Below are 25,602 nucleotides of genomic sequence, written 5' to 3' on the forward strand. Positions count from 1 at the left end.
TATTGGAAATCAGAACAGGGGGGCATGACCTATGAATAAGATTATTACGATAAGCAGACAGTATGGAAGCGGCGGACGCGAGATAGGACAAAAGCTTGCTAAACATTACGATATTCCTTTTTATGATAATGAAATCATTACGAGAGCGGCAAAGGAGAGCGGATTTGCTGAGGAAACATTTGCAAGAGCTGAGGATAAGGCTACAAACAGTTTGCTTTATTCACTTGCTATGGGTATAAATGTCTATGGAAACCAGGATTTTGGTTTCAGTGGTTTGTCGCTTGATGACAGGATTTTCCTTGCACAGTCTGATGTTATCAGAAAGGTTGCGGAGGAGGGACCGTGCATTATAGTGGGAAGATGTGCTGATTATGTATTAAAAGAGAGAGAGGATGTAGTAAATCTTTTCATAAAGGCAGCAATGTCATTTAGGATTGAGCGTGCCGTGAGTGAGTATGATATCGAGGAAAATAAGGCGGCAGATGTCATCTTGAAAAATGATAAGAGAAGAGGCAATTATTACAATTATCATGTAGGTGAAAAGTGGACAGATTTAAACAACTATGACCTTGTTGTCAGAAGTGATCTTTCAGGCATTGATAACGCTGTAAAGTGTATATGCACATATCTTGGAGAGTGATTTTAGGTATCATGAAAGGAGAAAGTGTGAAGATAGGTTTTTCGCACCGAAGATTTGTGTCTGTGCACACTTGACACAGATTTTGTATTTCACACTATGCACAAAAATGTGTGCAGAAATGAGGGTTCTATGGAGCAGGTTCTTGAAAAAATGAGAGACATTATACGCGAGGGCGGAAATATCGTAGTGCTTGCGGGTATGAACATTACATATGACATGGGACTTAACGGTGTAAATGCTGAGCATCTCGCATATGATGTTGAGCAAAAATATGGTTACCCAAACGATGAGATAGTATCTTCATCATTTTACACGAGACGTGCGGCTCTGTTTTACAAGTATTATAAGGAAGTTATTTTAAATATTGATGATCCGCAGCCTTCGCCCATTCATTATGGTATATATAAATTGCAGCAGTGCAGTAAGCTCAGTGCAGTGGTTACGCGTTCGGTTTATTCTATATATGATAAAGTAGGATGCAGCAATGTCATAAAGCTTCACGGTTCTGTAGATGAGAATGTATGTCCAAGGTGTAAAAGATTATATGACTCACATTATATAAAGCACGCAAAAGGCATACCGGTATGTGAAAAGTGCGGTATCCCACTCAGACCGGGATTTACACTTGTTGGAGAGATGCTTGACAATGGAAAAATAAGTAAGGCGAGCACCATAGTTGAGAATGCGGATATACTATTAGTATTAGGTGCAGGGATAAACTCAACACTCTGTCGTTATATGGTGAAGTATTATCAGGGGGATAAGCTTCTTCTTTTAAATGACATTGAAAAAGTTGGTGATGATCGTGCAGACTACAGGGCATATGGAAATCTAAGGGATATGTTTGCACAGGTTATGGATTTTTAGATACAGATGAGTTTAAATCTATCAGGCAGATTAGGAATATCTGTCTGGTACAGGTTTATGGAAAAGATATGGAAAAGCAAAATAAAAAGGCAGGGTTTCGTATGTTTTGAAATCCTGCCTAAATCATTTAGTTAGGAGTAGCAGTTTTGAATTTGAATGAACAGCAGAAAAAAGCAATAGAACATTTTAAGGGACCATGTCTTGTTATAGGGACACCGGGCTCAGGAAAGACGAGGGTTATAACAGAACGAGTCAGGTATCTTGTTGAGGAAAAAGGAGTAAAAAATACCAACATACTTGTTATCACATTCACAAAAGCGGCGGCAGTCCAGATGAAAAAAAGATATGAGAGCATGATGGGTGATGCTTCTAAAAGAGTATATTTTGGAACATTTCATGCTATATTTTTTACAATATTAAAATATGCGTATCATTATACTGCAGATAATATTATCCGTGATGATACTAAAAGACAGATATTAAAAGAACTTATAAATAAAGAAGATATAGAGATACAGGATGAAAATGACTTTTTAAATGATATTGAGGGGGAGATAAGCAGAGTCAAGGGCGAGATGATAGAATTACAACACTATTATTCGCCAAACTGTCCGGGAGAGTCTTTCAGAAGAATATTTACAGGCTATCAGAAAGCTTTACAGGGCAGGAAACTTATAGATTTTGACGATATGCTGGTCTATTGTTATGAACTTCTTAAGGCGAGAGAGGACATAAGGCAGATGTGGCATAAACAGTATCCTTATATTCTCATAGATGAGTTTCAGGACATAAATAAGGTTCAATATGATATAGTAAAAATGCTTGCCGCACCTGAAAACAATCTTTTTATCGTAGGTGATGATGACCAGTCAATTTATGGTTTCAGAGGTGCAAAGCCTGACATAATGAAACAGTTTTTAAAGGACTATAAAGATTCAAAAAGATATGTACTCGGTATAAATTACAGGTGCAGCGGTGCTATTGTAGAACGGGCCGCAAAACTTATTGAAAAGAATAAAAACAGACTATCCAAAAAACTTACGGCTGAAAATGAGTATGGGGAAGAAATAGAGATAAAAGAATTTAACAAAATATCTGAAGAATGTGAAAATATCAGGGCAAAGATACTTGAATATAAAGACAGCGGGATACCGTACAGTCAGATGGCGGTGCTTTTTAGAACAAATACACAGGCAAGGACTATGAGTTCAAAGCTGATGGAATTTAATATACCGTTTGTTATGAAAGAACGCATACCCAATATGTATGATCACTGGATAGCCAGAGATATTATTACATATATAAAAATTGCACAGGGAAGCAGGGAGAGGGCTGATTTCCTCCGTATTATAAACAGACCAAAAAGATATGTGCACCGGTCAGCATTTACTGAAAGCATTGTCGATATAGAGGAACTCAAAAAATATTATGAAGATAAGGAGTGGATGATTGAGCGTTTTGAGCAGTTTCAGTATGACCTTAAAATGCTATCAAATCTGAAACCGTATCCGGCGATAAATTTTATAAGAAACGGGATAGGATATGACGATTATATAAAAGACTATGCGGAGTACAAAGGTGTCAGAGCTGATGAGATGATGGATTTTTTAGATGAGCTTCAGGAGGAGGCAAAAGGCTATGATAACTTTGAAGAGTGGTTTGAGTATATAAGGTCATACTCGGAAGAACTTAAAGAACAGGCAGTCAAGAGCAGGATGCTTTCTAACGGGCAGGAACAGTCGGATGCCGTACTTCTTATGACAATGCATGGAGTAAAGGGACTTGAATATGAATGTGTATTCATACCTGATGCAAACGAGGGGGTGACACCGCACTCAAAAGCGGTTCTTGATGCCGACATGGAAGAAGAGAGAAGAATGTTTTATGTGGCTATGACAAGGGCGAAAAAACATCTTCATATATATTATGTTAAAGAGAGATTTAACAAAGATGCAGATGTTTCAAGGTTTGTTTATGAGATACAAAATAAAGATTTTGAAAAGGTACAAATGGAGAAAGAGGAGTTGAGGGCAAAGAGGACACTTATAGCAGAGAGAGAAAAGCGTGATTTTAAGTATAGCAAGGCACAAAAACAGGTAAGTTCAAAACAGTATGTATTTGGGCAGACCAATATAAGATATAAAAAGCAAGGATGAATTGTTACTATAAAAAGAGGTAACACAAAGAAATAGCGTGACAATGGGTGGTTGCTGTGATATTATGTTTTCTGAGAGTAAAAATAAATGGGATAGGAAAGAATTATGAATTTTAAATTTACTAAAGAGTGGACAAAAAGTTTTTTTATGATGATAATAGCTGTTATCCTTATGGGAATGTGCGTGGCAATGCTTGTTTTAAGTGATATGGGGACGGACCCGTATTCCGCTATGAATTATGGCATTTCAGCCAGACTCGGCATGACATTTGGAAACTATCAGCTTATATCAAATTTGGTACTTCTTGTACTTGTTGTCATATTTGAGAGAAAACTTATAGGAACAGGAACTCTGGGAAATATGATACTTGTCGGATATTCAGCAGATTTTTTCTCATGGGTGTTTAAGGATATTTTTCATGTACCGTCACATCTTTCACTTGGTATGCGAGTCGGCTTTCTGATACCGGGACTTATAATATTTGTTGTTGCGGCAGCAGTATATATGCAGAGTGGACACGGTACAGCTCCTTATGATGCGGTATCATTTCTTATAAGTGATAAGATAGAAAAATATACGGGAAAAAATACATTCAGGGTTGTAAGGATTATCTATGACCTGGTGGCAACATGTATAGGATTTGCGGCAGGTGGGGAAGTTGGTATTATGACTGTATGTATGGTCATAATGATGGGACCTACCGTGGACTATGTTGGAAAAATCTTTGATAGGAAAAAAAATAAGGTGGAAAATGCAAATGGCTGATACTTTTGAAAATAAAAAAGATAAAGCAACTCTAAAAGCTGAAAAAAGGGCGGCTATAAAGGCTGCAAGGGATGCGGCAAAAAAAGCGGCAGGAAAAGAAGTAAGAGTTCTGTCTGCAGAAGAAAAAATATACAATTCAGCGGTTTCAGTGATGGAAGCTGCAGACTGCGTTGAGAGATTTGAAAGAGTTTATATTTCTATGAACAATGCTGCCGCTAAGTTTGGAAAAATCCCAGGATATCTTGATTCCGATGAGAGAAGGGCAAAGTGTCTTGAGATTGCTGATAAAGCGGTAAAGAACGGAACTGCTGAGGTGTTTGATTTATCGTGCCAAAGACAGAAAAAGTCAAAGACTAAAAGCGATTTTGTAGATGCCATAGAGAATTTTGAAAGATGTAAAAAGTTCAAGTACAAGGTCGAAGAATGTGACAGGCATATAGAAGAATGTCAGAAAGGAATATTAAAACTTGAAACTAAGGCAGCATATAAAAGAAGAGGAATTGTGCTGGCTGTTTTTGCTGCACTGATAGTATTCCTTTGGCAAACTCCGGTGTATCCGATGTGCAAGGGGATATATCACCAGTCACAAAAAAAATACAAACTTGCCATAGCCAACTATAAAGAAGCAAATGGCTTTTTGGTTGCAAATGGTAATATGAAAAAGTGCTATTATTATATAGGATTGAAAAAGGAGAAAAAAGGAAAGGACAAATCGGCTTTGATAAATTTCAAAAAGGCTGAGAAAAAGTTTGACGCACAGGAGAGAGCTGCAAAACTTGAAAAGAAATTTATACAGGCAGCGAATGTCGGTGATGTGGTTATATTTGGAACTGCAAACTGGGTCATTCTTGAAAAAACATCTGATGGCAAAGTGCTTATGATGAAAGAAAAAGCAGGTAAGAAAAAGAGATTTTCGATGGAGGAAACGGAAAGTAACGACTGGTATGAGTCAAAAGCCCGCCGCTGGCTCAACACAAAGCAGTTGAAAAAATATTCCGACAACGAACTTGGACTTGTCGTGGTTCAAAATTATGTGAAATCGGCTGACGACAGTGAATTTCCTGAATACTTCTTTGAACTTTCAAAGGATGATTTTGAAAAATACAAGAATGTGATTCCACAGGCAGATACGGCATATTGGCTTAAAGAAGCAGGCGAAAAGTCAAATGAGATATTGTGCGTACAGACTGACGGAAATATAAAAGGAGAGGATGTATCAAACAGTGAAATAGCCTTAAGGCAGGCTTGCTGGCTTGATATAAATAAAAGTGTTGAGACTGCACCGACAGCAACTCCGGCAGGATAGATAAATGATATTAAATATCAGAAGCAGATAATAGTATTAAAAGAAAGCAGCAGAGCGGATTATGAATATCCGCCTGAAAATGAGGATAATAGAATCGAGGAGAATTTATGAGATTTGCAGCAGATGAGAACAATACTAAGATAACGGGACGAACCATATACAGGGACGGAGTGCGTTATCTCGGTTATACCGGTTCAAGTGTATCGTTCAGATTTAAGGGAAAGACAGCAAAGGTGGAATTGGTATCGGATGCCTCAACCCATGAAAAGAGAGATTACGCATGGGTTGCCGTGTTTGTTAAGGAAGAAAAGGATAATGAAATATCGTATGGTGCGGCTGCCGATGAGGAGCCATATAAAAGATTTTGTCTTGACAAAGACGAAGCTGAGTATGTACTTTATGAGTCAGATGAAGAAAAAACGGTAACAGTCACTCTTATAAAATATTCAGAAGCAGAGTATGCAGCTTGCGGCATCAAATGGATAGAGACGGACAGTGAGGAGATTTTGACACCTCCTGCGGCTAAAAAGCTTAAGATAGAAATGGTAGGTGATTCGATTACCTGCGGATATGGCAATGAGGGTGGAGTTGAAGAGACACAGCATGATACTTCAAAAGAAAATCCGATGGGAGCATATTCACTTCTTACGGCAACACATCTTGATGCGGATGTAAATGTTGTTGCATGGAACGGTAAAGGTGTGATTACGGCATACATAGGAGAAGATGCACCAAAGGTTAAAGATGCGGACTGGCTTGTGCCGATGCTTTACGAATATACGGACGCAGGCTGCGAGAGGGATTATCTTCACACACCTGAGGACAAATGGGAAAAGTGGGATAACAGTAATTTTATTCCGGACATTATCACGGTGTATCTTGGAACAAATGATGCAAGTTACACGGATAATGATGCAGCACGAAACGAAGAATTTGTAAACGGTTATACAAAATTCCTCGGTACGATAAGGAGTAAAAATCCTGAAATACCGATTTTATGTATGCTCGGTACGATGGATAAAAGACTGTGTGGTTCAGTAGAAAGAGCGGTTGAACTTTTTAACAGTAAGAATAATACGGATAATGTATATTATCTTGAACTTCCGTTTCAGGATGAAGCTGACGGACTCAGCATAAACTGGCATCCTACGGTTAAGACTCATAGAAAAACGGCTGAAATTGTTGAGAAAAAGATAATTGAAATATTAAAAAAATAATAAAATACTTACAGCTAAGGTTTTATGGGAAAGGTCTGATTAAAAATGCGGGATATATTGGTTAAATTAAAATATATATGTATGATATGCTTATTGCTGTCAGCAGTCAGCATTTTTGATTCCGATACTGCGTCAGCAGACGAATTGTCGACAGTAAAACTTAAAGTAGGTTTTTGCCGGCTTGACGGATTTTTTGAGTACGATTCAAATGGAGATGAATGTGGATATGGTGTAGATTATCTGAACGAAATATCCAAATTTTCAAGTATTCATTTTGATTATAGTTATATAAAAGTAAAATCGTGGGAAGAATTGCCGGGGCTTCTTAAAAGTGACAGCATTGATATTATGATGCCGGTATCGGAGTCGGTTAAGGCTTTAAGTGAACTGAGTTTTACTACTGAAGATATAATGACTACTTACCATGCCATAATGACGAAGAAAAACCGTGGTGACCTGTATTATGATGACTATAACAGCATAGGCAGGATGAAGATTGCAATAACAAAACAGCTCCTTGATTATGTTGGGATGAAGTCATATTTAAAATCCATAAATGTATATAAAAATTTAGTATATTATGATGATTACAATGAATGTAAACAGGCTTTAGACGATGAGAAAGTGGACGGTGTCATAAGCAATGTTATGGATCTTACTGATGATATGAAGATATTAAATAAATTCAGTGTATCCCATAATTATATTGTTATGAAAAACACTAATCCATATTATAAAAATGTCAATAAAGCACTTACGGAGCTTAAGCTTGCCGAGCCGACATTTGAAAATGCTCTTAATGTAAAATATTATCCGGACAGAATAAACACACCTCTTGGAAAGTACGAAGAAAATTATCTCAGAAAAAACAATACATTAAATGTTGCAGTATATGATGACTATAAGCCTATAAGTTATTATGACAAAAAGAGTCATAAATATAAAGGGATAGCAGTAGACCTTATGGATAAGCTGGGCGAAAAGCTCGGAATAAAGTTTAGGTATTTTGCGATAAATACGAAAGATCCCTATGATATGTTCAATAGTACGAAAACTGATATTGTACTGCCAGTCTATGTTGATGACCTGATGTATTATAAAACAAAGAGTCTGTTTGACTCAGATATAAATTATATAACAAAGAGCAGTTATGGAACACTTAATGATAATGCGCGAATTGCGGTTGTAAAAAAATATAAATATATATCAGATTGTCTGAAAAACAAAACAAAATACAATATTGTTGAGTATGACACGATAGAAGATGCCTGTAATGGGGTAAATGACGGTGAGGTGGATGCATTTGCGACCAGTACATACAATGCGAAGTTTATCATTCAAAATCCGAGATACAGGAAGCTTGATATAAGAGAATTTGATAATATATCATTGCCGTTTGGTCTTGCGATAAACAACAATTCCATATTAGAATCAGCTTTAAACAAGGGAATACAGTACATAACATCAGAAGAAAGAAAAAATATTATAGATAAAGATACAGCATATAAATGGTCTGACCTTTCGTGGTATGATAAGCTGTACTCTTATATAGATATACTTTCATTTGTTTCATTTATACTTGTATTTGCAGTTATCGGAACATTAATCTACATAAACAGCAAAAAGAAGTTTATTGAGCAGATACAGCAAAAGAGTGATGAGGCAATAAAAGCAAGCCGTGCAAAAACCGACTTTTTATCGAGAATGAGTCATGAGATAAGAACACCTATGAATGCTATACTCGGCATGGCGGCTATAGGACGGTCGAGCACGGAGATAAAGAAAAAAGATGAGTGCATAGACCAGATAATTGATTCCGGCAATTTTCTGCTGCAGATAATAAACGACATTCTGGATATGAACAAGATTGAGCAGAATAAGATTGAATTAAAAGAAGAATATGTCGAGAGCATGGATTTTGTTGGTTCAATAAAGAAAATGTTAGAGGCAAATGCAAAAAAATACAATGTTGAACTTAGGGCAGATTTCAGTAAATACAGATCTTTTCTTATCAAGATAGATCCGCTTAGGACAAAGCAGATATATGTAAACATCATAAATAATGCGTTGAAGTTTTCAAACAGCGGTTCCTATGTCGATTGGATAATGGAGGTAGAGGACATAGATGAAAAACTTGTTCATATTCATTGTGTAATAAGAGATTATGGTTGTGGGATGAGCAAAGAATTTCAGAAAAAGATGTTTATGCCGTTTGAACAGGAATATAATGAATTTACAAATAAAGTTGAGGGAACCGGACTTGGACTTACGATTGTAAAAAATCTTGTTGAGATAATGGGTGGAACTATAGAATGTGAGAGTGAACCCATGAAAGGCACAACATTTACGATAGACTTTGACAGGGAAGTTCATAGTATTGATGAAGCAAAAAGAAATTCAGCAGTAAAGCCGGACGAAAGTATTTTAAAGGATAAAAATGTATTATTGGCAGAGGATAATGATATAAATGCTGCCGTTGCAATGGAAATATTGAAAGCACATGGAATGAATGTAGAGCGTGCAAAAGACGGTCAGGAAGTAGTAGATATGTATTTAAAGTCAGCCCAGGGCAGATATGATGTTATACTTATGGATGTCAGAATGCCTAAAATTGATGGGATGCAGGCGACAAAGATAATCAGAAATTCATCGCATGAGAGAGCAAAAAGCATCCCTATAATAGCGATGACGGCAGATGCATTTGATGAGGACATGAAAAGAACAATGCAGGCTGGAATGAATGCACATTTGACAAAGCCGATAGATATAAAGATGCTTATAAAAACGCTTGTGTCACTTATCCATAAAGAAAATTAAAAATATAATCAGCAATACAATGAGCAAGCCTAAATATTACCGATTATATTTTTAGGGTTGAACTGTTACTAAAAGTCAGATAAGAATCAAATCTACACTTGACATTCACACTAGAAATGGGTTAATATATACGGCAGAGTGAGATTTAAGTTGCAATTCACATTAGTGTGGATGGCATTATATTTAAGTCACATGAAGGGGTACACCACCGCGGGTGTATTTCTTTGTGTGGCTTTTTTTATTATATATGACAAAGTCATATATAATAAAAAAAGCTCCGCGGATGTGCACAGATGCGTAAAGTAATTAGTTGCAAAAAACGTGCAACACGCATCTGGCACGCAAAGTGTTGCAAAACCATCAAAGATTTAGAAAAAATGAAATATAAGCAGGTTTGCCCACTTTGTTCTCTAGTTATTAAATTCGCAAGGCAAGATAACTTGTCCTCAGACAATACTAATTTTAAAGGAGAGCGATATATGGTACATATTAATGGAAAAGACGAAAATGCGGCAGGTATGACTATTCAGAAATACCTTGATGACAATGATTATAAGGTTACGCACATTGCGGTTGAGTGTAACGAAAAGATAATTGATAAAAGTGACTATTCAAATTATATTTTAAAAGATAATGATGTTGTAGAAATAGTAAGTTTTGTTGGAGGTGGCAGTGGTATGTCAAAAGATACATTTACATTAGGTGGAAAAGAGTTTTCATCAAGATTTATTTTAGGTTCAGGAAAATATTCAATGGAGCTTATCAAAGCGGCTGTTGAAAATGCAGGTGCACAGATAATCACACTTGCGGTAAGAAGAACAAATACAAAGAAAAGTGAAAATATTCTCGATTATATCCCGGAGGGTGTAACACTTCTTCCTAATACATCAGGTGCAAGGGATGCAAAAGAAGCAGTCAGAATAGCAAGAATGTCAAGAGAACTCGGCTGCGGTGATTTCGTAAAGATTGAGATAATGAAAGACAGCAAATATCTTCTTCCTGACAATGCCGAGACGGTAAAGGCTACGGAAATTCTTGCAAAAGAGGGATTTACGGTGCTTCCTTATATGTACCCTGACCTTTATACAGCGAGAGATCTTGCAAATGCGGGAGCCGCCGCTATCATGCCGCTTGCATCACCAATAGGTTCAAACAAAGGTCTTGCGACAAAAGAATTTATCCAGATAATAATTGACGAGTCAGATCTTCCGGTAATCGTTGATGCAGGTATCGGAAAACCTTCACAGGCTTGTGAAGCTATGGAGATGGGAGCCGCCGCTATCATGGCAAACACGGCTATTGCGACAGCCGGTGATATTCCGGCGATGGCAGGTGCATTTAAGTCAGCTATCGAAGCAGGAAGAAATGCATATCTTGCGGGACTTGGACGAGTGCTTGAGAGAGGTGCACAGGCCTCTGATCCGCTTACGGGATTTTTGAGGGATTGATCGGATGAAATCTTGTAAGATATTGAACGCAGATTGCAAAACGACTGCATTCATGAGCAATCCGCTTTACGGATTTTATCGGCTTATATTATATGTTACGGCATAGTAAAATATAGTTAAGATAGTTTTGTCAATTTAGGTTGAATATGAGAATAAGTTGAATTTACATCATATAGGAAAAGAGGAAGAAAAATGGCTGAAAATCAATTTTTTGTAGATTCTGATAAATTGTCAGAAAAGGCTTTAGAGCATAAGCATAAGTTAGAGACTGACCCATCCTGCCGTACTAATCACATGGAGTATATGGAGGGGATGGAGCAGATAAATTCTGATGTTATGGATAAGGTTCTCTCTCAGATGAATTCATATGATTATGATAAATATACTGCTGTTGATGTGCGAAGGGCACTTAACAGTGAGACTTGCAATATTGAGGATTTCAAGGCTCTTTTGTCACCTGCCGCCGCTCCGTTCCTTGAAGAGATGGCACAGAGAGCAAAGATTGAGACGAGCAAACATTTTGGAAATACGGTCTATTTGTTTACACCGCTCTATATTGCTAATTATTGTGAGAATTATTGTGTTTACTGTGGTTTTAACTGCTACAATGACATTAACAGAAAGAAACTCAATGCTGATGAGATAGAGCATGAGATGAAAGTCATCGCCGACTCAGGCATCGAGGAAATACTTATGCTCACGGGTGAGAGCAGAAGTGCAAGTGATGTTAAATACATAGGTGAAGCGTGTAAACTTGCCGCAAAGTATTTTAGAAATGTAGGTCTTGAGATTTACCCGGTAAACAGTGATGAGTACAAGTATCTTCACGAGTGCGGTGCCGATTATATAACGGTGTTCCAGGAGACATACAATTCAGATAAATACGAGACACTTCATCTTATGGGACATAAAAGAGTATTTCCTTACAGGTTTGAAGCACAGGAGCGTGCCATCATGGGAGGCATGAGAGGTGTAGGTTTCTCAGCACTTTTAGGTCTTTCAGATTTTAGAAAGGATGCACTTGCAAGTGCACTTCATGTTTATTATCTTCAGAGAAAATATCCTCATGTTGAGTATTCACTTTCATGTCCGAGACTTCGTCCTATCATCAATAATGATAAGATAAATCCACTTGATGTGCACGAAAAAGAGCTTTGTCAGGTGCTTTGTGCATACAGGATATTCCTGCCGTATATTGGAATAACGGTTTCATCAAGAGAGCAGAAGCATTTTAGGGACGGAATAGTAAAAATTGCCGCAACAAAGGTTTCGGCGGGAGTATCAACCGGCATAGGCGACCATGAGAGCAAATATGCAGGCGAGGACGATGCAGATGCAGGCGATGAGCAGTTTGAAATTTCTGACGCAAGAAGTTTTGATGAGATGTATGGAGATATGGAGGATGAGGGATTGCAGCCAGTCCTCAATGATTATGTGTATGTTGGATAGAAAGAACATTGTTTATAACACAAACATTGTTTATAACACAAACGTTGTTTATAACACAAACGTTGTTTGTGTGACAAACCGCAGGCTCGTGAAAGCATATGCAGAAACTGCAGGCGAATTAGACACAAATACAAAATTTGCAAAAGCATATGCAGAAACCACAGACAAGATGAACTTCATAAAAAAAAGGGAAGAAATGTCCTCATTTACTCCGTTTCTTGAAAAGATAGAGGAGGCTGCAAAAAAGCAGCCTGCCTTTATCATACTTCGTGAAAAGGATCTTCCACCCGTTACATACAGGGAGCTTGCCGTTAAAGTCCTTGAGATATGCGAAAATGCAGGAGTGTCATGTGTGCTTCATTATTTTTATAAGGAAGCAATCGAACTCGGGGTGAAAAAGATACATCTTCCGCTTCATATTCTTGAGAAAATGACAGAAAGAGAGAAAAACTGTTTTGAGGTGATAGGTGTCTCGACACATTCAGTAGAACAGGCGAAGATGGCTGAGGAACTTGGAGCATCCTACATAACAGCAGGTCATGTATTTGTCACAGACTGCAAGAAAGGGCTTGCACCGAGAGGGCTTGGTTTTCTTAAGGAAGTATGCGAAAGCGTTGACATAGATGTCTATGCCATAGGTGGAATATCTAAGGAAAATATGAGCAGCTGTATAGCTGCCGGGGCAAAAGGTGTCTGTATGATGTCGGGTTTTATGAAGTGAAATGCTTGGCATATACAAAAATGTGTAAAATATTATAATATGCGTATATTATATAGGTAAAAACTCTGTTTAATTAAAAATATAAAATTAAGGTAACAGTTCAGCTCAAAAAAACAAGCCAATAATACATCGAGCAAGCTCGTGTATTATTGACTTATCTTTTTTTGGCTGAACTGTTATTATTTACTGTAAAAATTGTCATATTTTGTTGATATGAGAAAAAAAATAGGGTAAAATACATATATAAGATTTAAGCAAAGAAGGTGGATAGGTGTGAGTTTTATAAATACAAATGAATTATGTACAGGGTGCAACAAATGTATTAGAAATTGCCCGGTTTTTCCATCAAACAGTGCGGTAGAGAATGACAAGGTAAATGTTGTTTTGGATGCCTGCATAGATTGTGGAGAGTGCATAGATGTATGTACTCATAATGCAAGGGAATATACGGATGATACAAAAGAATTTTTTGATGCTGTTAAAAATGGTCAAAAGATAACTGTTGTTATCGCTCCTGCATTTATAGCAAATTATCCGGCACAGTATAAAAGGATACTCGGTTATCTAAAGGAACTCGGTGTGTCACACATTTACAGTGTAAGTTTTGGTGCTGACATTTGCACATGGGGGTATCTTAAATATTTTGAAAAAACAGGAAAGAAAGGTATGATTTCAAGTCCATGTCCGGCAGTTGTAAATTATATAGAAAAGTATAGAAAAGAACTTATAGAATATATGATGCCTGTTTACAGTCCGGTCATGTGCATGGCAAAGTATTTGAAAAAATATGAACACATCACGGAAAAGATAGCATTTTTATCACCTTGTATTGCTAAAAAATCAGAGATAAACGATAAAAATTGTGAGCAGCTCATTTCATACAATGTGACATTTAACAATTTTATGGATTATATAGGTGATGCATACAAAACAGCGAGGGAATACAATGACGAACTTGCATATGGTCTTGGAAGTATGTATCCTATGCCGGGCGGCTTAAAGGAAAATGTAAAATGGTTCCTTGGTGAGGATGTGTCTGTCAGACAGGTTGAAGGTGAACATGAAGCATATAGATTTTTGGATGAGTATAAACCGTCATCGGATAGTCCTATAATGATAGATATACTCAACTGTGCAAACGGCTGTCTGTTTGGAACAGGTACGCAGTCAGGGATTGATGGGCAGAAAGTGTATGCTGAAATGTCAAGACAGAGAAAAATTGCAAAGAAAGAGGCGAAGAAATCTCGATTTAAAGTTCAAAAAATATCGTCATGGACTGAAAATGCGAGCCCACAGGAAAGATACAAGGCATTATGCAGGCAGTTTGAAAATCTTAGCCTCAATGACTTTGTCAGAAATTATACAGACAGAAAGATAGATGTTAATACACCGTCGGCAGCACAGCAGAACGAAATCTTTAGAGATATGAATAAAATTACGAGCGAGCAGCAATGTATTGACTGCGGATGCTGTGGTTATGACAGTTGTAAAGAGATGGTTAAGGCTATTTACAATGGCATCAATCGAAAAGAAAATTGTATTTATTACATAAAGAGTGTTGTAGAGAATGAGAGGGATGAGACTTCAAAGCTTCGTGAAACTGAAAAAGAAAATCAGATAAAAAAGGACGAAATGATAGCAGAAATCGTAAAGCAATTTGAAAGTTTAGGCAGTGGAATTGCTGAATTATCAAAGGCAAACGATACATCTGCGGGCGAAGCGACAGATATTTCAAAGATGGTTTCTGAAATATCTGAAAGATGTAACGAGCTTACTGATTCACTCAGTGTAATATCAGAATTTATCGATGTGTTTAAGTCTACATCTGAGAATATTACGGGAATAGCCGGTCAGACAAATATGTTATCGTTAAATGCTTCAATAGAAGCGGCGAGGGCAGGCGAATCGGGCAGAGGATTTGCGGTTGTTGCGGGGCAGATTGGCAAACTTGCAGATGAGACTAAAACACTTATCATTCAGAATAATAATAAGGCAGATGAGACATTGCCGAAGATGCAGCTTTGTATTGAACTTATTAAAAATCTCGTAAATGACATTGAAAGTATAAACGAGAAAGTAGCGGCTATAGCAGCAACAACAGAAGAAATTTCTGCACAGAGCCAGAGTTTGCAAATGATGTCGGGTGATATTGAGGAAAGTGTCAAGCTTATATAGCAGGCAGAAGTGTGAGTCAAAATTTAGTATGTTTTAGGATAAAATTACTATATAATTAACATTGTGGTCTATATAAGATTGCTTATACGATAGGTGGCATGAATTTTATAAAATAAAAACGGAGAAAATGGAGGAAAAATATGGATATTCAAAGGAATGTGAAAAATAAAAGTGAAACGGCAGATACAGAAAGGATAGGCTTTTTGCACTCTTTAAAAGCAAAGATATTGCTGCTTGTAGCGGCAGCGGTAGTGCTTACCGTGGTACTTAATCTATGGACGGTTATACCTAAATCATCATCAAACATATCAGAACTTACATCAAACTATATGCTAGATGTAGCGATGGTTGCAGGTGAGGGTATTGACAATCAGATAAGAATGTCATCTTATGATTCGGTTATGTCAGGCGGAAATCTTTCAAGGGTTATTGGAAATATAGAAATAAAAGGTGTAAAAGACAGTTATACATATATTGTAGACGGTGACGGAACTATGCTGTATCATCCTACTGCCGACAAAATAGGAAAACCTGTTGAAAATTCAGTTGTAAAAGGGGTTATTTCAAAATTAAAGTCAGAAAACAGACCGCAGCCGGAAGTGGTTCAATATAATTTTAATGGTGAAACAAAATATGCAGGAATTTATGTAGGTAAAAGCAAGGACTTTATTCTTGTTGTAAATGCAAATAAAAAACAGGCATTATCAGGGACAACTTCTATTGCAACATCGACTGTAAAAGGAAGTATTTTTGCAATGGTTTTGTGCCTTATAGCTGCAATATTTGTCACGAGAAAGATAGTTGCACCGATTATAAGTGCAACGGACACCGTTGAGAAACTTGGAAACCTCGATTTCAGTGGAGATGTTTCTTCGGATAAAAAAATGCTTAAAAGAAAAGATGAAGTCGGTGTGATGTTGAGGTCGATTACCGAATTGAAGAATATTATAGTAAAAGTTATGGCGGAAATCCGTGCATATAGTGAAAGTTTAGGTGAGGCTGCCGAGGCATTGAAGAATAGTGCAAATGAGTCATCAACAGCTGCCGGACAGGTGGAGACAGCTATCACCGGTATAGCAGACGGAGCGTCATCACAGGCACAGGAAACCCAGTCCGCTACGGAAAATGTTATTGTTATGGGAAAAATGATAGAGCAGGCGTCAACTGAAGTCGAGCAGCTTGGAGATAATGCGGCAGATATGCATAAGGCAAGCGAAAATGCAATGAGTATTCTTGCTGAACTTGAAAAAATCAATCAAAAGACAATGGAAGCTATTCATATTATAGGGGAGCAGACACAGAAAACAAATGAATCGGCTGCAAAGATTAAAGTTGCGACGGATATGATTTCGGAAATAGCAGAAGAAACTACACTTCTCTCACTTAACGCAAGCATTGAGGCAGCAAGAGCAGGCGAGCAGGGCAGAGGATTTGCAGTTGTCGCAAATCAGATACAAAAACTTGCAGAGCAGTCGGCAGATGCCACAACGCAGATTACGGAAGTTATTAGTGAACTTGTAAATGATGCTCAAGAGAGTGTACAGACTATGGATGAAGTAAAAGAGGTAATGAATCAGCAGAGTGAAAATGTGTCTCAGACTGAGAAAGCATTTAAAAATGTTGAAAAAGGAATTGCAGAGTCTATAGAAAGTGTTGAAAAAATTACAGACAAGACAAGAAAACTTGATGAGGCAAGAGCCGGAGTTGTTGATGTTGTGCAGAGTCTTTCAGCAATAGCAGAAGAAAATGCAGCAAGTGCAGAAGAAACATCTGCTTCAGCAAGCGAGGTAGGTTCAATAATGGAAGATGTATCACAGAATGCAAATATGCTTGATGAGATAGCGGTTAAACTGAATGAAAATGTTAAGAGGTTTAAAATCTAATGAAATATCAAGGAAGTCCCCGGCTTATTGCGTAGAGCAATAAGCCGGGGACTTTTTTGATGTATAGGAAAATGTTTGTACTGCAGCGTGATGCCAGAGCAAAACGCTGTTAGGGATATAAGCTTTTTCTGATATGTTGCAGCAGCAATTAATCGTGTTATGAGCAGTATCGGAGTGGGTTACGATTTTTATTTTAATGTTGATTTTGTATGGTTTACTGTCTGTAATGAGAAAGAAAATCCTTGAGTCCCTCCATAGACTTTTCAAGAACTGAAAGCTGTGGAAGATAAACAACACGGAAGTGGTTAGGACTTTCCCAGTTAAATCCGCTTCCGGGAACGATAAGGACTTTCTTTTCACGGAGAAAATCAATAGCAAATTTCTCATCATTTAAAATATTGAACTTTTTAATGTCGAGTTTAGGGAAAATATAAAATGCTGCTTTAGGTTTCACGGCAGATACTCCCGGAATATCGTTTAAAGCCTTGTAGATAAAATCTCTCTGTTCAAAAATTCTTCCGCCCGGCTGGATATAAGTTTCAACGCTCTGGTATCCGCCAAGTGCAGTCTGAACAATTGACTGTGCAGGAACATTTGAGCAGAGTCGCATATTAGAAAGCATATTCAATCCCTCGATATAGTCTTTTGCAATATCTTTTCGACCGCTTAATATCATCCAGCCGATTCTAAAGCCTGCAATCATATGTGATTTTGAAAGACCGCTGAAAGTTATGCAGAAAAGGTCAGGGGCAAGTGATGCTATTGAAATATGTTTTTCACCGTCCATGACAAGTCTGTCATAGATTTCGTCTGAGAAAATCATAAGCTGATGTTCTCTTGCAAGTTCAACAATCTGTTCAAGAATTTCTTTAGGATATAGGGCACCTGTAGGATTGTTAGGGTTGATGATAACGATAGCTTTTGTCTTATCTGTAATCTTGTTTCGCATATCTTCAATATCAGGATACCATTCAGATTGTTCATCACATATATAGTGAACAGCTTTACCGCCGGCAAGTGTTGCGGTAGCTGTCCAGAGAGGGTAATCAGGTGACGGAATAAGAATTTCATCTCCGTTGTTGAGGAGTGCCTGCATACAGAGATTGATAAGTTCACTTACACCGTTTCCGGTATATATGTCATTTATAGTCACATTAGGAATATTTTTAAGCTGTGCATATTGCATAATCGCTTTTCTTGCCGTATAAATACCCTTTGAATCAGAATATCCCTGTGAATATTCAAGTTCGTGACGCATATCTATAAGAACTTCTTCCGGGGCTTCAAATCCAAAAGGAGCAGGGTTTCCGATATTAAGTTTAAGGATTTTTGAACCCTCGGCTTCCATTCGGTTAGCCTCATCAAGAACGGGACCTCTTACATCATAAAGTACATTATCAAGTTTTGAAGATTTTTTTAAAGTTTTCATTTTTGCATATCCTTTCTCAGAATTGTCTGACGGGTTATCACTGTTAAAATTATTTCGTGAGTTGTTATTTGTATTATTATCTGATGTTTTATTGTTTTTACAAATATCCGCTGAGTTATTATTTTTAAAATCTGTCGCAGATGCCTGAGTGGTATCTGTTTTTTTGCCGGAGTTATCATCTCCGGTACGATTGTAGCGATTTTTTGAAATATCCTCTTTTATGCTGCTTTCTGCACCTGAAAACTCCTGTGGAACATCAAATCCCTGCAGCCATGCCGGATTAACATCAAGGGCAAGACTTAACACATTTAATATATCTTTTCCGGGCTCATTTTTTCCGCTGCAATATTGGCTTAAATAATTTTTGGCAAGCTTGACATTATATTTTTCACAATATGGTCTGGCGAGGTTGAGGACATCAACCTGTTTTAAACCACGCTGATTCATAATATATTTAAGGCGTGCCGCGACGCTTTCTGTTTTATTCATAAAAAACCTCATTTCTGCAAACACTTTTTATCTTATAGTAGGTGTCTGACTTTGAACTTTATATCATAATATCACTGGTTCAAAAAAAGTTCAAGAGAAATAAGACAATAAAAGAAATTAAAGGAGAAAATAATTGCAAATGTTGAAATAAAAGTTCAAAATAATTGAACCTAGTTCTGAGCATATGTAATCGGAGGCTATGTAAATATGTTTTTCGTAACAGTTCAGCCTTCCATTTATTACAATCATAAACCTGCCAGCAAACTGTCAGTCGCTGCTACGCAGCTTATGTTTACTCATTTCAGAAATGAAAGGCTATTTTACCATAAAAATATAATCAGCAATACAATGAGCAAGCTCAGATATTACCGATTATATTTTTATGACCGGACTGTTACTGTTTTTCACATATTGATGTGTTAATGTTTGATTTTAACCTTTGCATCATGATATATACCTGTTATAATGTAAAAAACAATTATTAAGTTTTAAGGAATATAGTGTGAAAAATAAAATTTTTCACATATAAGATTTGTGTCTGCGTACACCTGGCACAAACTTGCTATACAAAAAATGTGTGCAGAAATGAGGATTTTTATGGCAAAAAACAGTAATTATGATTATGAGGAAACGATGGTGACACTTACGGATGAAGATGGAGTTGACAGAGATTTTTATATAGATGAAATTTATGAAGTTGACGGAAAGACATATTGTGCCGCAATCCCAGGGGATGTGGAAAATGTCACGGAATATTATGTGTTTAGACTAAAAGACCTCGGAAATGATGATTTTGAGATGGAAGACATAGATGACGAAGAAGAATATGATGCGGCAGCAGATGCTTACGAGGAAAAACTTGATGCGAGAGCGTGGAGCAGAATGATGGAGCAGAAGTAAAATTATGTCATTCAAACAATCGAATTTTTAGTGCAACAATAATTAAATTTAATGTGGTTTTTTTGACATAACTAAATGTTATAATAGATGAAACTAAAGGCACAGTGCCTAAAAGTAATGTACTCTCGGAATCTTCTGAACGAAGAATTTCGAGATGGATTATTGATATACAATGACATTTTCGCAGTGCGTACACGGTGTGTACGACGAGAAAATGGAAACAGTATATCGGAAATCCAGCCGAAATGACTCGTTTTGAGAAGATACCGAGAGTACATAAGTATAGAAAGGTAGGAAATTATTATGAGAAAACAGATTAAAGGTATTTTAGCGGCAGCTCTATCTGCAGCTATGGTAGTTTCATTTGGCTCAGCAGCAGGTGTAAACAAAGCTTCAGCAGAAGACACAACAACAGACACAACAACAGAAGCAAAGCATACATACAATGCTATACTTGGATTTGAGTCAGCAGGAGACCCGGATTGGGCATATAGAAAATTTGTTGAGAATGAGGATCAGGGAATAAAAAGTAAAGATTATGACTGCCTCACTCAGTATATGGCAACAAATACGGGTAAACATGATGCAAGTATGACAAATGCAAAAATCGACAAAGATGGTACTTATACGGTTACTGTAGACAATCTTGATTTTTCAAAGCAGACAAGTATAAACATGGCTTATGTTATAACAGACATTCCGGCAGCAATGAAAGGTGTAGAGTTTACAAATGTAAAATATTCTGTTGACGGTGAAGTTGTAGCAACTCAGGATAAAGCAGTGCAGAAATATGATCAGAAAGATTATTATATGCTGATGAGCGTATGCACATACAACAATCCATCTAACAAAGTAAATGAAGCTCTCTCTACAAAATTACCTTCAAAGAGCCTTTCAATCACATTTGATGTAAAGGGTGTTGACTTTGATAAGTCTTACAAAGCAGAAACAGTAGGACTTGCAAAAGGCAAGACAATAAAAAAGAGCGGTGTTACATATAAGGTGACAACAGCAGCTACATATACAGAAGGAACAGACAAGAAAACGACAGGAAAAGTTCAGGTAACAGGATTTGACAAAAAAGCAAAAACATTAAAAGTTGCAGATACTATCAAAGTCGGAACAGAGTCATACGCTGTTACAAGCATCAAAGCAGGTGCGTTTAAAGGGGCATCAAAGGTTACGGCAGTAACGCTTGGAAAGAAAGTAAAATCTATCGGAAAGGATACATTTGTAAATTGCAAAAAGCTTAAGACTTTAACAATCGGTGTTAAGCTCAGCTCAGTAACAAAGAACTCTTTCAAGGGATGCAAGACAGTTAAAGTTAAGGGAACTGCTGCAGCAGCAAACAAGAAATTACTTGCAAAACAGAACAAGACAGTTAAATTTAAGTAATACTGAAGGCAGATGACTATTACACCACGCTTCTAGTGTGTAGGGCAATAAGTGGTAGGTAAAGATGTAAGCTTGACCCTAACATCATATTATAAGAATATAATGAAAAGGACATTGTACAATGGAAACACCGTTCTGGAAATATGATTTCAGAGGTGTGCCAAAGTGTGCGTGTCCTTTTTTATTGTATAGGAAAATGTTCGTAAAGTAGTGTGATGCCAGGAGCAAAACGCTGTTTTTGCTCTTTTATGGAAACGAATATTGTTAAATATTCGTTTCCGTTTTTTGTTTATACTCTTTTTACATATTATAAATAATTTTTGCCTTTACATCGTCAGCAGTTTCTTTATCTTTCAGGCGTGTGATAATAGCTCCTGCAAATTCAATGCAGGTACCCATGCCACGGCTTGTCGTGAACTGTCCGTCAATAACAACAGGTTCGGTGAGATATTCGGCACAATTAAGATTAACTTCCTGGCCTGGATAGCAGGTAGCTTTATGGTCTTTTAAAATGCCAAGCTGACCATAAACTGTAGGTGCGGCACAAACAGCGGAAAGCAGCTTACCGTTTTCTTTAAACTCCAGGATTTTGTCGGTAAGTGGTTTATAAGCTAAAAGATTAGGTGTTCCCGGAATACCGCCCGGAAGAATAATCATTTTAGCACTGTCAAAATCAGCTTCTTTAAAAAGTTTGTCTGCCTTGATAGTAACATTGTGTGAACTTGTAACCTCGAGTGTGTCAGTGATAGAAACCATATCTATCACAAGTCCGGCACGGCGCACCATATCAACAACTGTAAGCATTTCTACTTCTTCGTATCCCGGTGCCAAAAAAATAAGAGCATCTGTCATAATAAACCTCATTTCTGCACACATAAATTATTTTGTATTAATATATCATTAACATCACACTAAGCTGTGTCAGGTGTGCACAGACACAAAGCTTGTGGATTAAAATCCTGCATTAGCAGTGATTTTGCACTATACTATATTTGTCAATGAAATTAGTATCCGAATAAACTGCTTGTATTTTGCAACAATTCTACAATAAAAATAGAAGCAATAATACAATAAACAAGTCTATTATATCGAAAATTATCCTTTTATAGCTGAACCGTTCTTAAAATTTGATTAAAATTGCAAATCGGTACTGTTAAAATTGTGATAATTTGTTATTATTATAATACAAAGTTTAAAAACAATAAAGAGTGGTATAATTTATATATAATCATAGATTATATGTAATCATAGATTATATGTAATCAATGACAATATAAATAAAGACATTCGGGAATGGTGGAAATTATGGAAAACAAAGAAACGCGGCAGAAAAAAGATGGTGAGGATATGAAAAAAGGACGGTATGCAGATGGTCAGAGCAAACCTGTTGATGCAAATAGTGAAAATATCATAGAAGAAAAAGATATTATTAAGGAAGAAAAGATTTTGACTTTCACTGGAAAAAAAGTCAGGGAAACAGTCGGATGGTTTAATTTTGATAAAAAGTATCTTAAAGTCTGTCTATATGCATTGTTTGTTATATTCTGGGGAGCGATAATATTTATTATGATGCAAAACTGGGGTGCAACAAAGGCATTTATCATGAACTTTTTAGGAGTGTTGTCACCGTTTTTTGTAGCAGTTATCATTGCATATTTTGTTTCGCCTATATATGAAAAGATATATGGTTTGTTTGAAAAGTCAGTGAGAGGAAAGAAAACTGCAAAACCGGTCAGAATGTTATCATTATTGTTATCATATTTACTTCTGGTAGGATTTGTTACAGTAGCATTTGTATTTGTAATTCCTCAAATTGGTGAAAGTATTACTGAGCTGACAAACAACATACCGGTGGTATATAATAATATTATAGATATGCTTGCAAATCTTCATGAGAAATATCCGGAAATTGACACGGATTTTGTAAGTGAAAAGCTTAATGAAATGGTTCCAAATCTTATAAAATATGGAACGAATATTGTGGGAAATGTAATACCGATGGTGTTTTCTATTTCTGTATCTATCGTGAAAGTCATGATAAATATATTACTTGCACTTATAATATCGGTTTATATGATAGTGGGGAGAGAAACATTTAAACATCAGGGAAAGAGACTGGTTTATTCGGTCTTTAGTGAAACAAAAGGTGATACGATATGTAAGACACTAGGAGAATGTAATGATATATTCAGTGCATTTCTTATAAGTAAAGCGATAGACTCGCTCATAATAGGCTGTCTTTGCTGTGTCATAATGAATATAATTCATTTGCCATACACAGTGCTTATAAGCGTTATTGTCGGAATAACAAACATGATACCATACTTTGGACCATTTATAGGAGCGGTACCGGGAGTGTTGATATATCTTTGCATAAGTCCTAAAGATGCACTTATATTTGTAATAATGATATTTATATTACAGCAGTTTGATGGACTTATATTAGGACCAAGACTTCTAGGCCAGTCAACAGGGTTGAGTCCGATATGGGTAATATTCGGAATAACTGTCGGAGGAGCATATTTTGGTGTTGTTGGTATGTTTATTGGAGTTCCTGTGGTAGCAGTATTTGCATTTTTGCTTAATAAAATTATATCATACAGGCTCAGTGGCAAAGAGATAAAGGCATTAAAAGTGGAAGATGAAGAGTCGATTGAATAAAATGTGTTACTTCCGGGTAGCTTGCTGCTCGGAAGTAGAGATTAGTTTGCTAAGTTTATGCCTAGTGTACTGTATCAATGACATTTCGCCAAATAACTTGCATAAATTTCCATCTGCTGTGTTGTTGTCAATCGCCGTAGCCCGCTACGGCTCATTCCTCCACCTTGCAGAATGAAAATTTACCCTGCGTTATTTAGCTGAAAATCAATGATACACTATACTAGTATTTGATTTTTATCTGTGACATATGAGTTTGCAAATAGGTTTGCCCTGATTGAAGAATTTTTCTTCGTATTCGGTCATAATATTATCCTTTGCAGGACCATTTTTATGGAGATTAAAATCATACATATCAATAGTCCAGCCGGCATCCTTTATTTCTTCAAGAGAAAAATCGAAAAGAGGGCGGTTATCGGTTTTAAACTGGATATGTCCGTCTTTAGCCAAAATCTTATCGTATCGTGCAAGAAACTGTGAAGATGTAAGTCTCCGTTTGGCATGGCGGTCTTTCGGCCACGGATCAGAAAAATTAAGATATATGCGGGACACTTCGCCCGGAGCAAAATATTCTGCAATATCCTCGGCATCCATGCGTAAAAACATAAGATTATCGGTTTCTAGTGATTCCCTCTTATCAAGTGCACGGACAAGAACGCTCGAATATTTTTCAATACCAATATAATTTATATCAGGATTTTCAGCAGCAAGTCCCATGATAAACTGTCCCTTACCCATACCTATTTCAATATGAATTGGATTATCGTTTTTAAATATGTTTTTGTTCCAAAGACTTTTGTAATCTTCACCGTTTGTTCCATCAGTCTGTATAGTATAGGGGTTTTCAAGAATTTTTTCCTGAGAACCTTTGACATTTCTAAGTCGCATATAAATCCTCCAGTAAATATTTATTTAACATTATCAGGGAAATCCACATTGCTATTGCATAGAGCATAATAAGTAGTGGGTTGGAAATTTCCTCTAGCAGAGCAGATTGTAAATATCCGCATTAAATGTTGTAAAGGGTTAAAATATCATTTGCACCAAACACTCTTGGTGTCAGCGTGTATTCTACACAATAGTACAAAAAAAGAGAGGATAATGCAAGCTGTATTATAAATATTACGGTCGGAAATATTTTCATCTTTTTCAGTCCTCTTATCGTATGTTTTTCAAATTGAAAATGAGAAGATAATCAATAATAAAAAGCACAAGATTTATCATCAAAAAAATCTCTTTGTATAAAATAGACAAAAGAAAAAGGATAAATATGTGAAAAATGCAAAT

General features: G+C 36.7%; 18 protein-coding genes and 1 pseudogene. 16 read left to right on the forward strand and 3 right to left on the reverse strand.

What is annotated here, in order from left to right; all coding sequences use genetic code 11:
- Positions 1 to 31: 31 nt before the first annotated feature.
- From DWZ63_RS14180 to DWZ63_RS14235, 13 genes and pseudogenes are all read left to right on the forward strand, one after another.
- Positions 32 to 640 (forward strand): cytidylate kinase-like family protein, encoded by a 609-nt coding sequence (locus tag DWZ63_RS14180; RefSeq protein ID WP_055945412.1) that lies wholly within the window; start codon positions 32 to 34, stop codon positions 638 to 640.
- Positions 641 to 769: 129 nt separating this feature from the next.
- Positions 770 to 1,507 (forward strand): Sir2 family NAD-dependent protein deacetylase, encoded by a 738-nt coding sequence (locus tag DWZ63_RS14185; RefSeq protein ID WP_182431543.1) that lies wholly within the window; start codon positions 770 to 772, stop codon positions 1,505 to 1,507.
- Positions 1,508 to 1,653: 146 nt separating this feature from the next.
- Complete coding sequence (locus tag DWZ63_RS14190; protein ID WP_118500227.1) at positions 1,654 to 3,663, forward strand: ATP-dependent helicase; 2,010 nt, start codon at positions 1,654 to 1,656, stop codon at positions 3,661 to 3,663.
- 105 nt (positions 3,664 to 3,768) lie between these two features.
- A complete protein-coding gene (locus DWZ63_RS14195; RefSeq protein ID WP_055945407.1) occupies positions 3,769 to 4,428 on the forward strand; it encodes a hypothetical protein in 660 nt (219 codons plus the stop codon).
- On the forward strand, positions 4,421 to 5,734 hold the full coding sequence (locus tag DWZ63_RS14200) for a hypothetical protein (RefSeq protein WP_118500228.1): 1,314 nt from the start codon (positions 4,421 to 4,423) through the stop codon (positions 5,732 to 5,734). The genes DWZ63_RS14195 and DWZ63_RS14200 overlap by 8 nt, the downstream gene beginning before the upstream one ends.
- Before the next feature lie 107 nt (positions 5,735 to 5,841).
- Positions 5,842 to 6,951 carry an SGNH/GDSL hydrolase family protein gene (locus tag DWZ63_RS14205; RefSeq protein WP_055945404.1) on the forward strand — a complete coding sequence of 370 codons (1,110 nt, stop codon included), beginning with the start codon at positions 5,842 to 5,844 and terminating at the stop codon, positions 6,949 to 6,951.
- A 57-nt stretch (positions 6,952 to 7,008) separates the two neighbouring features.
- Positions 7,009 to 9,768, forward strand: a complete 2,760-nt coding sequence (locus tag DWZ63_RS14210; protein WP_182431544.1) for a transporter substrate-binding domain-containing protein — start codon at positions 7,009 to 7,011, stop codon at positions 9,766 to 9,768.
- A 479-nt stretch (positions 9,769 to 10,247) separates the two neighbouring features.
- Positions 10,248 to 10,427 (forward strand): annotated as a pseudogene (gene thiS / locus DWZ63_RS16250) (sulfur carrier protein ThiS); the annotation flags it as partial.
- Between the two features lie 18 nt (positions 10,428 to 10,445).
- Complete coding sequence (locus tag DWZ63_RS14215) at positions 10,446 to 11,216, forward strand: thiazole synthase (protein WP_055945674.1); 771 nt, start codon at positions 10,446 to 10,448, stop codon at positions 11,214 to 11,216.
- Between the two features lie 192 nt (positions 11,217 to 11,408).
- Complete coding sequence (gene thiH / locus DWZ63_RS14220) at positions 11,409 to 12,665, forward strand: 2-iminoacetate synthase ThiH (protein WP_118500230.1); 1,257 nt, start codon at positions 11,409 to 11,411, stop codon at positions 12,663 to 12,665.
- Between the two features lie 88 nt (positions 12,666 to 12,753).
- Complete coding sequence (locus DWZ63_RS14225; protein ID WP_243020648.1) at positions 12,754 to 13,386, forward strand: thiamine phosphate synthase; 633 nt, start codon at positions 12,754 to 12,756, stop codon at positions 13,384 to 13,386.
- A 273-nt stretch (positions 13,387 to 13,659) separates the two neighbouring features.
- Positions 13,660 to 15,561, forward strand: a complete 1,902-nt coding sequence (locus DWZ63_RS16170) for a [Fe-Fe] hydrogenase large subunit C-terminal domain-containing protein (protein WP_055945399.1) — start codon at positions 13,660 to 13,662, stop codon at positions 15,559 to 15,561.
- Between the two features lie 140 nt (positions 15,562 to 15,701).
- Positions 15,702 to 17,444 carry a methyl-accepting chemotaxis protein gene (locus DWZ63_RS14235; RefSeq protein ID WP_055945397.1) on the forward strand — a complete coding sequence of 581 codons (1,743 nt, stop codon included), beginning with the start codon at positions 15,702 to 15,704 and terminating at the stop codon, positions 17,442 to 17,444.
- A 214-nt stretch (positions 17,445 to 17,658) separates the two neighbouring features.
- Here DWZ63_RS14235 and DWZ63_RS14240 read toward each other — a convergent pair whose 3' ends face one another.
- The gene (locus tag DWZ63_RS14240; protein WP_055945671.1) at positions 17,659 to 18,873 is read right to left on the reverse strand and encodes an aminotransferase class I/II-fold pyridoxal phosphate-dependent enzyme; all 1,215 of its coding nucleotides are present in this window, start codon (positions 18,871 to 18,873) and stop codon (positions 17,659 to 17,661) included.
- 1,086 nt (positions 18,874 to 19,959) lie between these two features.
- Between DWZ63_RS14240 and DWZ63_RS14245 the strand changes: the two genes are divergently transcribed.
- Together DWZ63_RS14245 and DWZ63_RS14250 are read left to right on the forward strand one after the other, a co-directional pair.
- Positions 19,960 to 20,262, forward strand: a complete 303-nt coding sequence (locus DWZ63_RS14245; protein ID WP_022015306.1) for a DUF1292 domain-containing protein — start codon at positions 19,960 to 19,962, stop codon at positions 20,260 to 20,262.
- Between the two features lie 303 nt (positions 20,263 to 20,565).
- Complete coding sequence (locus DWZ63_RS14250; RefSeq protein WP_055945395.1) at positions 20,566 to 21,657, forward strand: leucine-rich repeat protein; 1,092 nt, start codon at positions 20,566 to 20,568, stop codon at positions 21,655 to 21,657.
- Between the two features lie 300 nt (positions 21,658 to 21,957).
- Here the strand turns inward: DWZ63_RS14250 and DWZ63_RS14255 are convergent, their stop codons facing one another.
- Positions 21,958 to 22,509 carry a DJ-1 family glyoxalase III gene (locus tag DWZ63_RS14255; protein ID WP_055945393.1) on the reverse strand — a complete coding sequence of 184 codons (552 nt, stop codon included), beginning with the start codon at positions 22,507 to 22,509 and terminating at the stop codon, positions 21,958 to 21,960.
- Between the two features lie 453 nt (positions 22,510 to 22,962).
- Between DWZ63_RS14255 and DWZ63_RS14260 the strand changes: the two genes are divergently transcribed.
- Entirely contained in the window at positions 22,963 to 24,318 is a 1,356-nt protein-coding gene (locus DWZ63_RS14260; protein ID WP_055945391.1) for an AI-2E family transporter, read from the forward strand.
- A 234-nt stretch (positions 24,319 to 24,552) separates the two neighbouring features.
- Here the strand turns inward: DWZ63_RS14260 and trmB are convergent, their stop codons facing one another.
- Positions 24,553 to 25,203, reverse strand: coding sequence for a tRNA (guanosine(46)-N7)-methyltransferase TrmB (gene trmB / locus DWZ63_RS14265; protein WP_055945389.1), 651 nt, complete (start codon positions 25,201 to 25,203; stop codon positions 24,553 to 24,555).
- Positions 25,204 to 25,602 lie beyond the last annotated feature (399 nt).

The organism is Clostridium sp. AF34-13 (assembly GCF_003477845.1).
GTDB lineage: Bacteria > Bacillota > Clostridia > Lachnospirales > Lachnospiraceae > Butyribacter > Butyribacter intestini.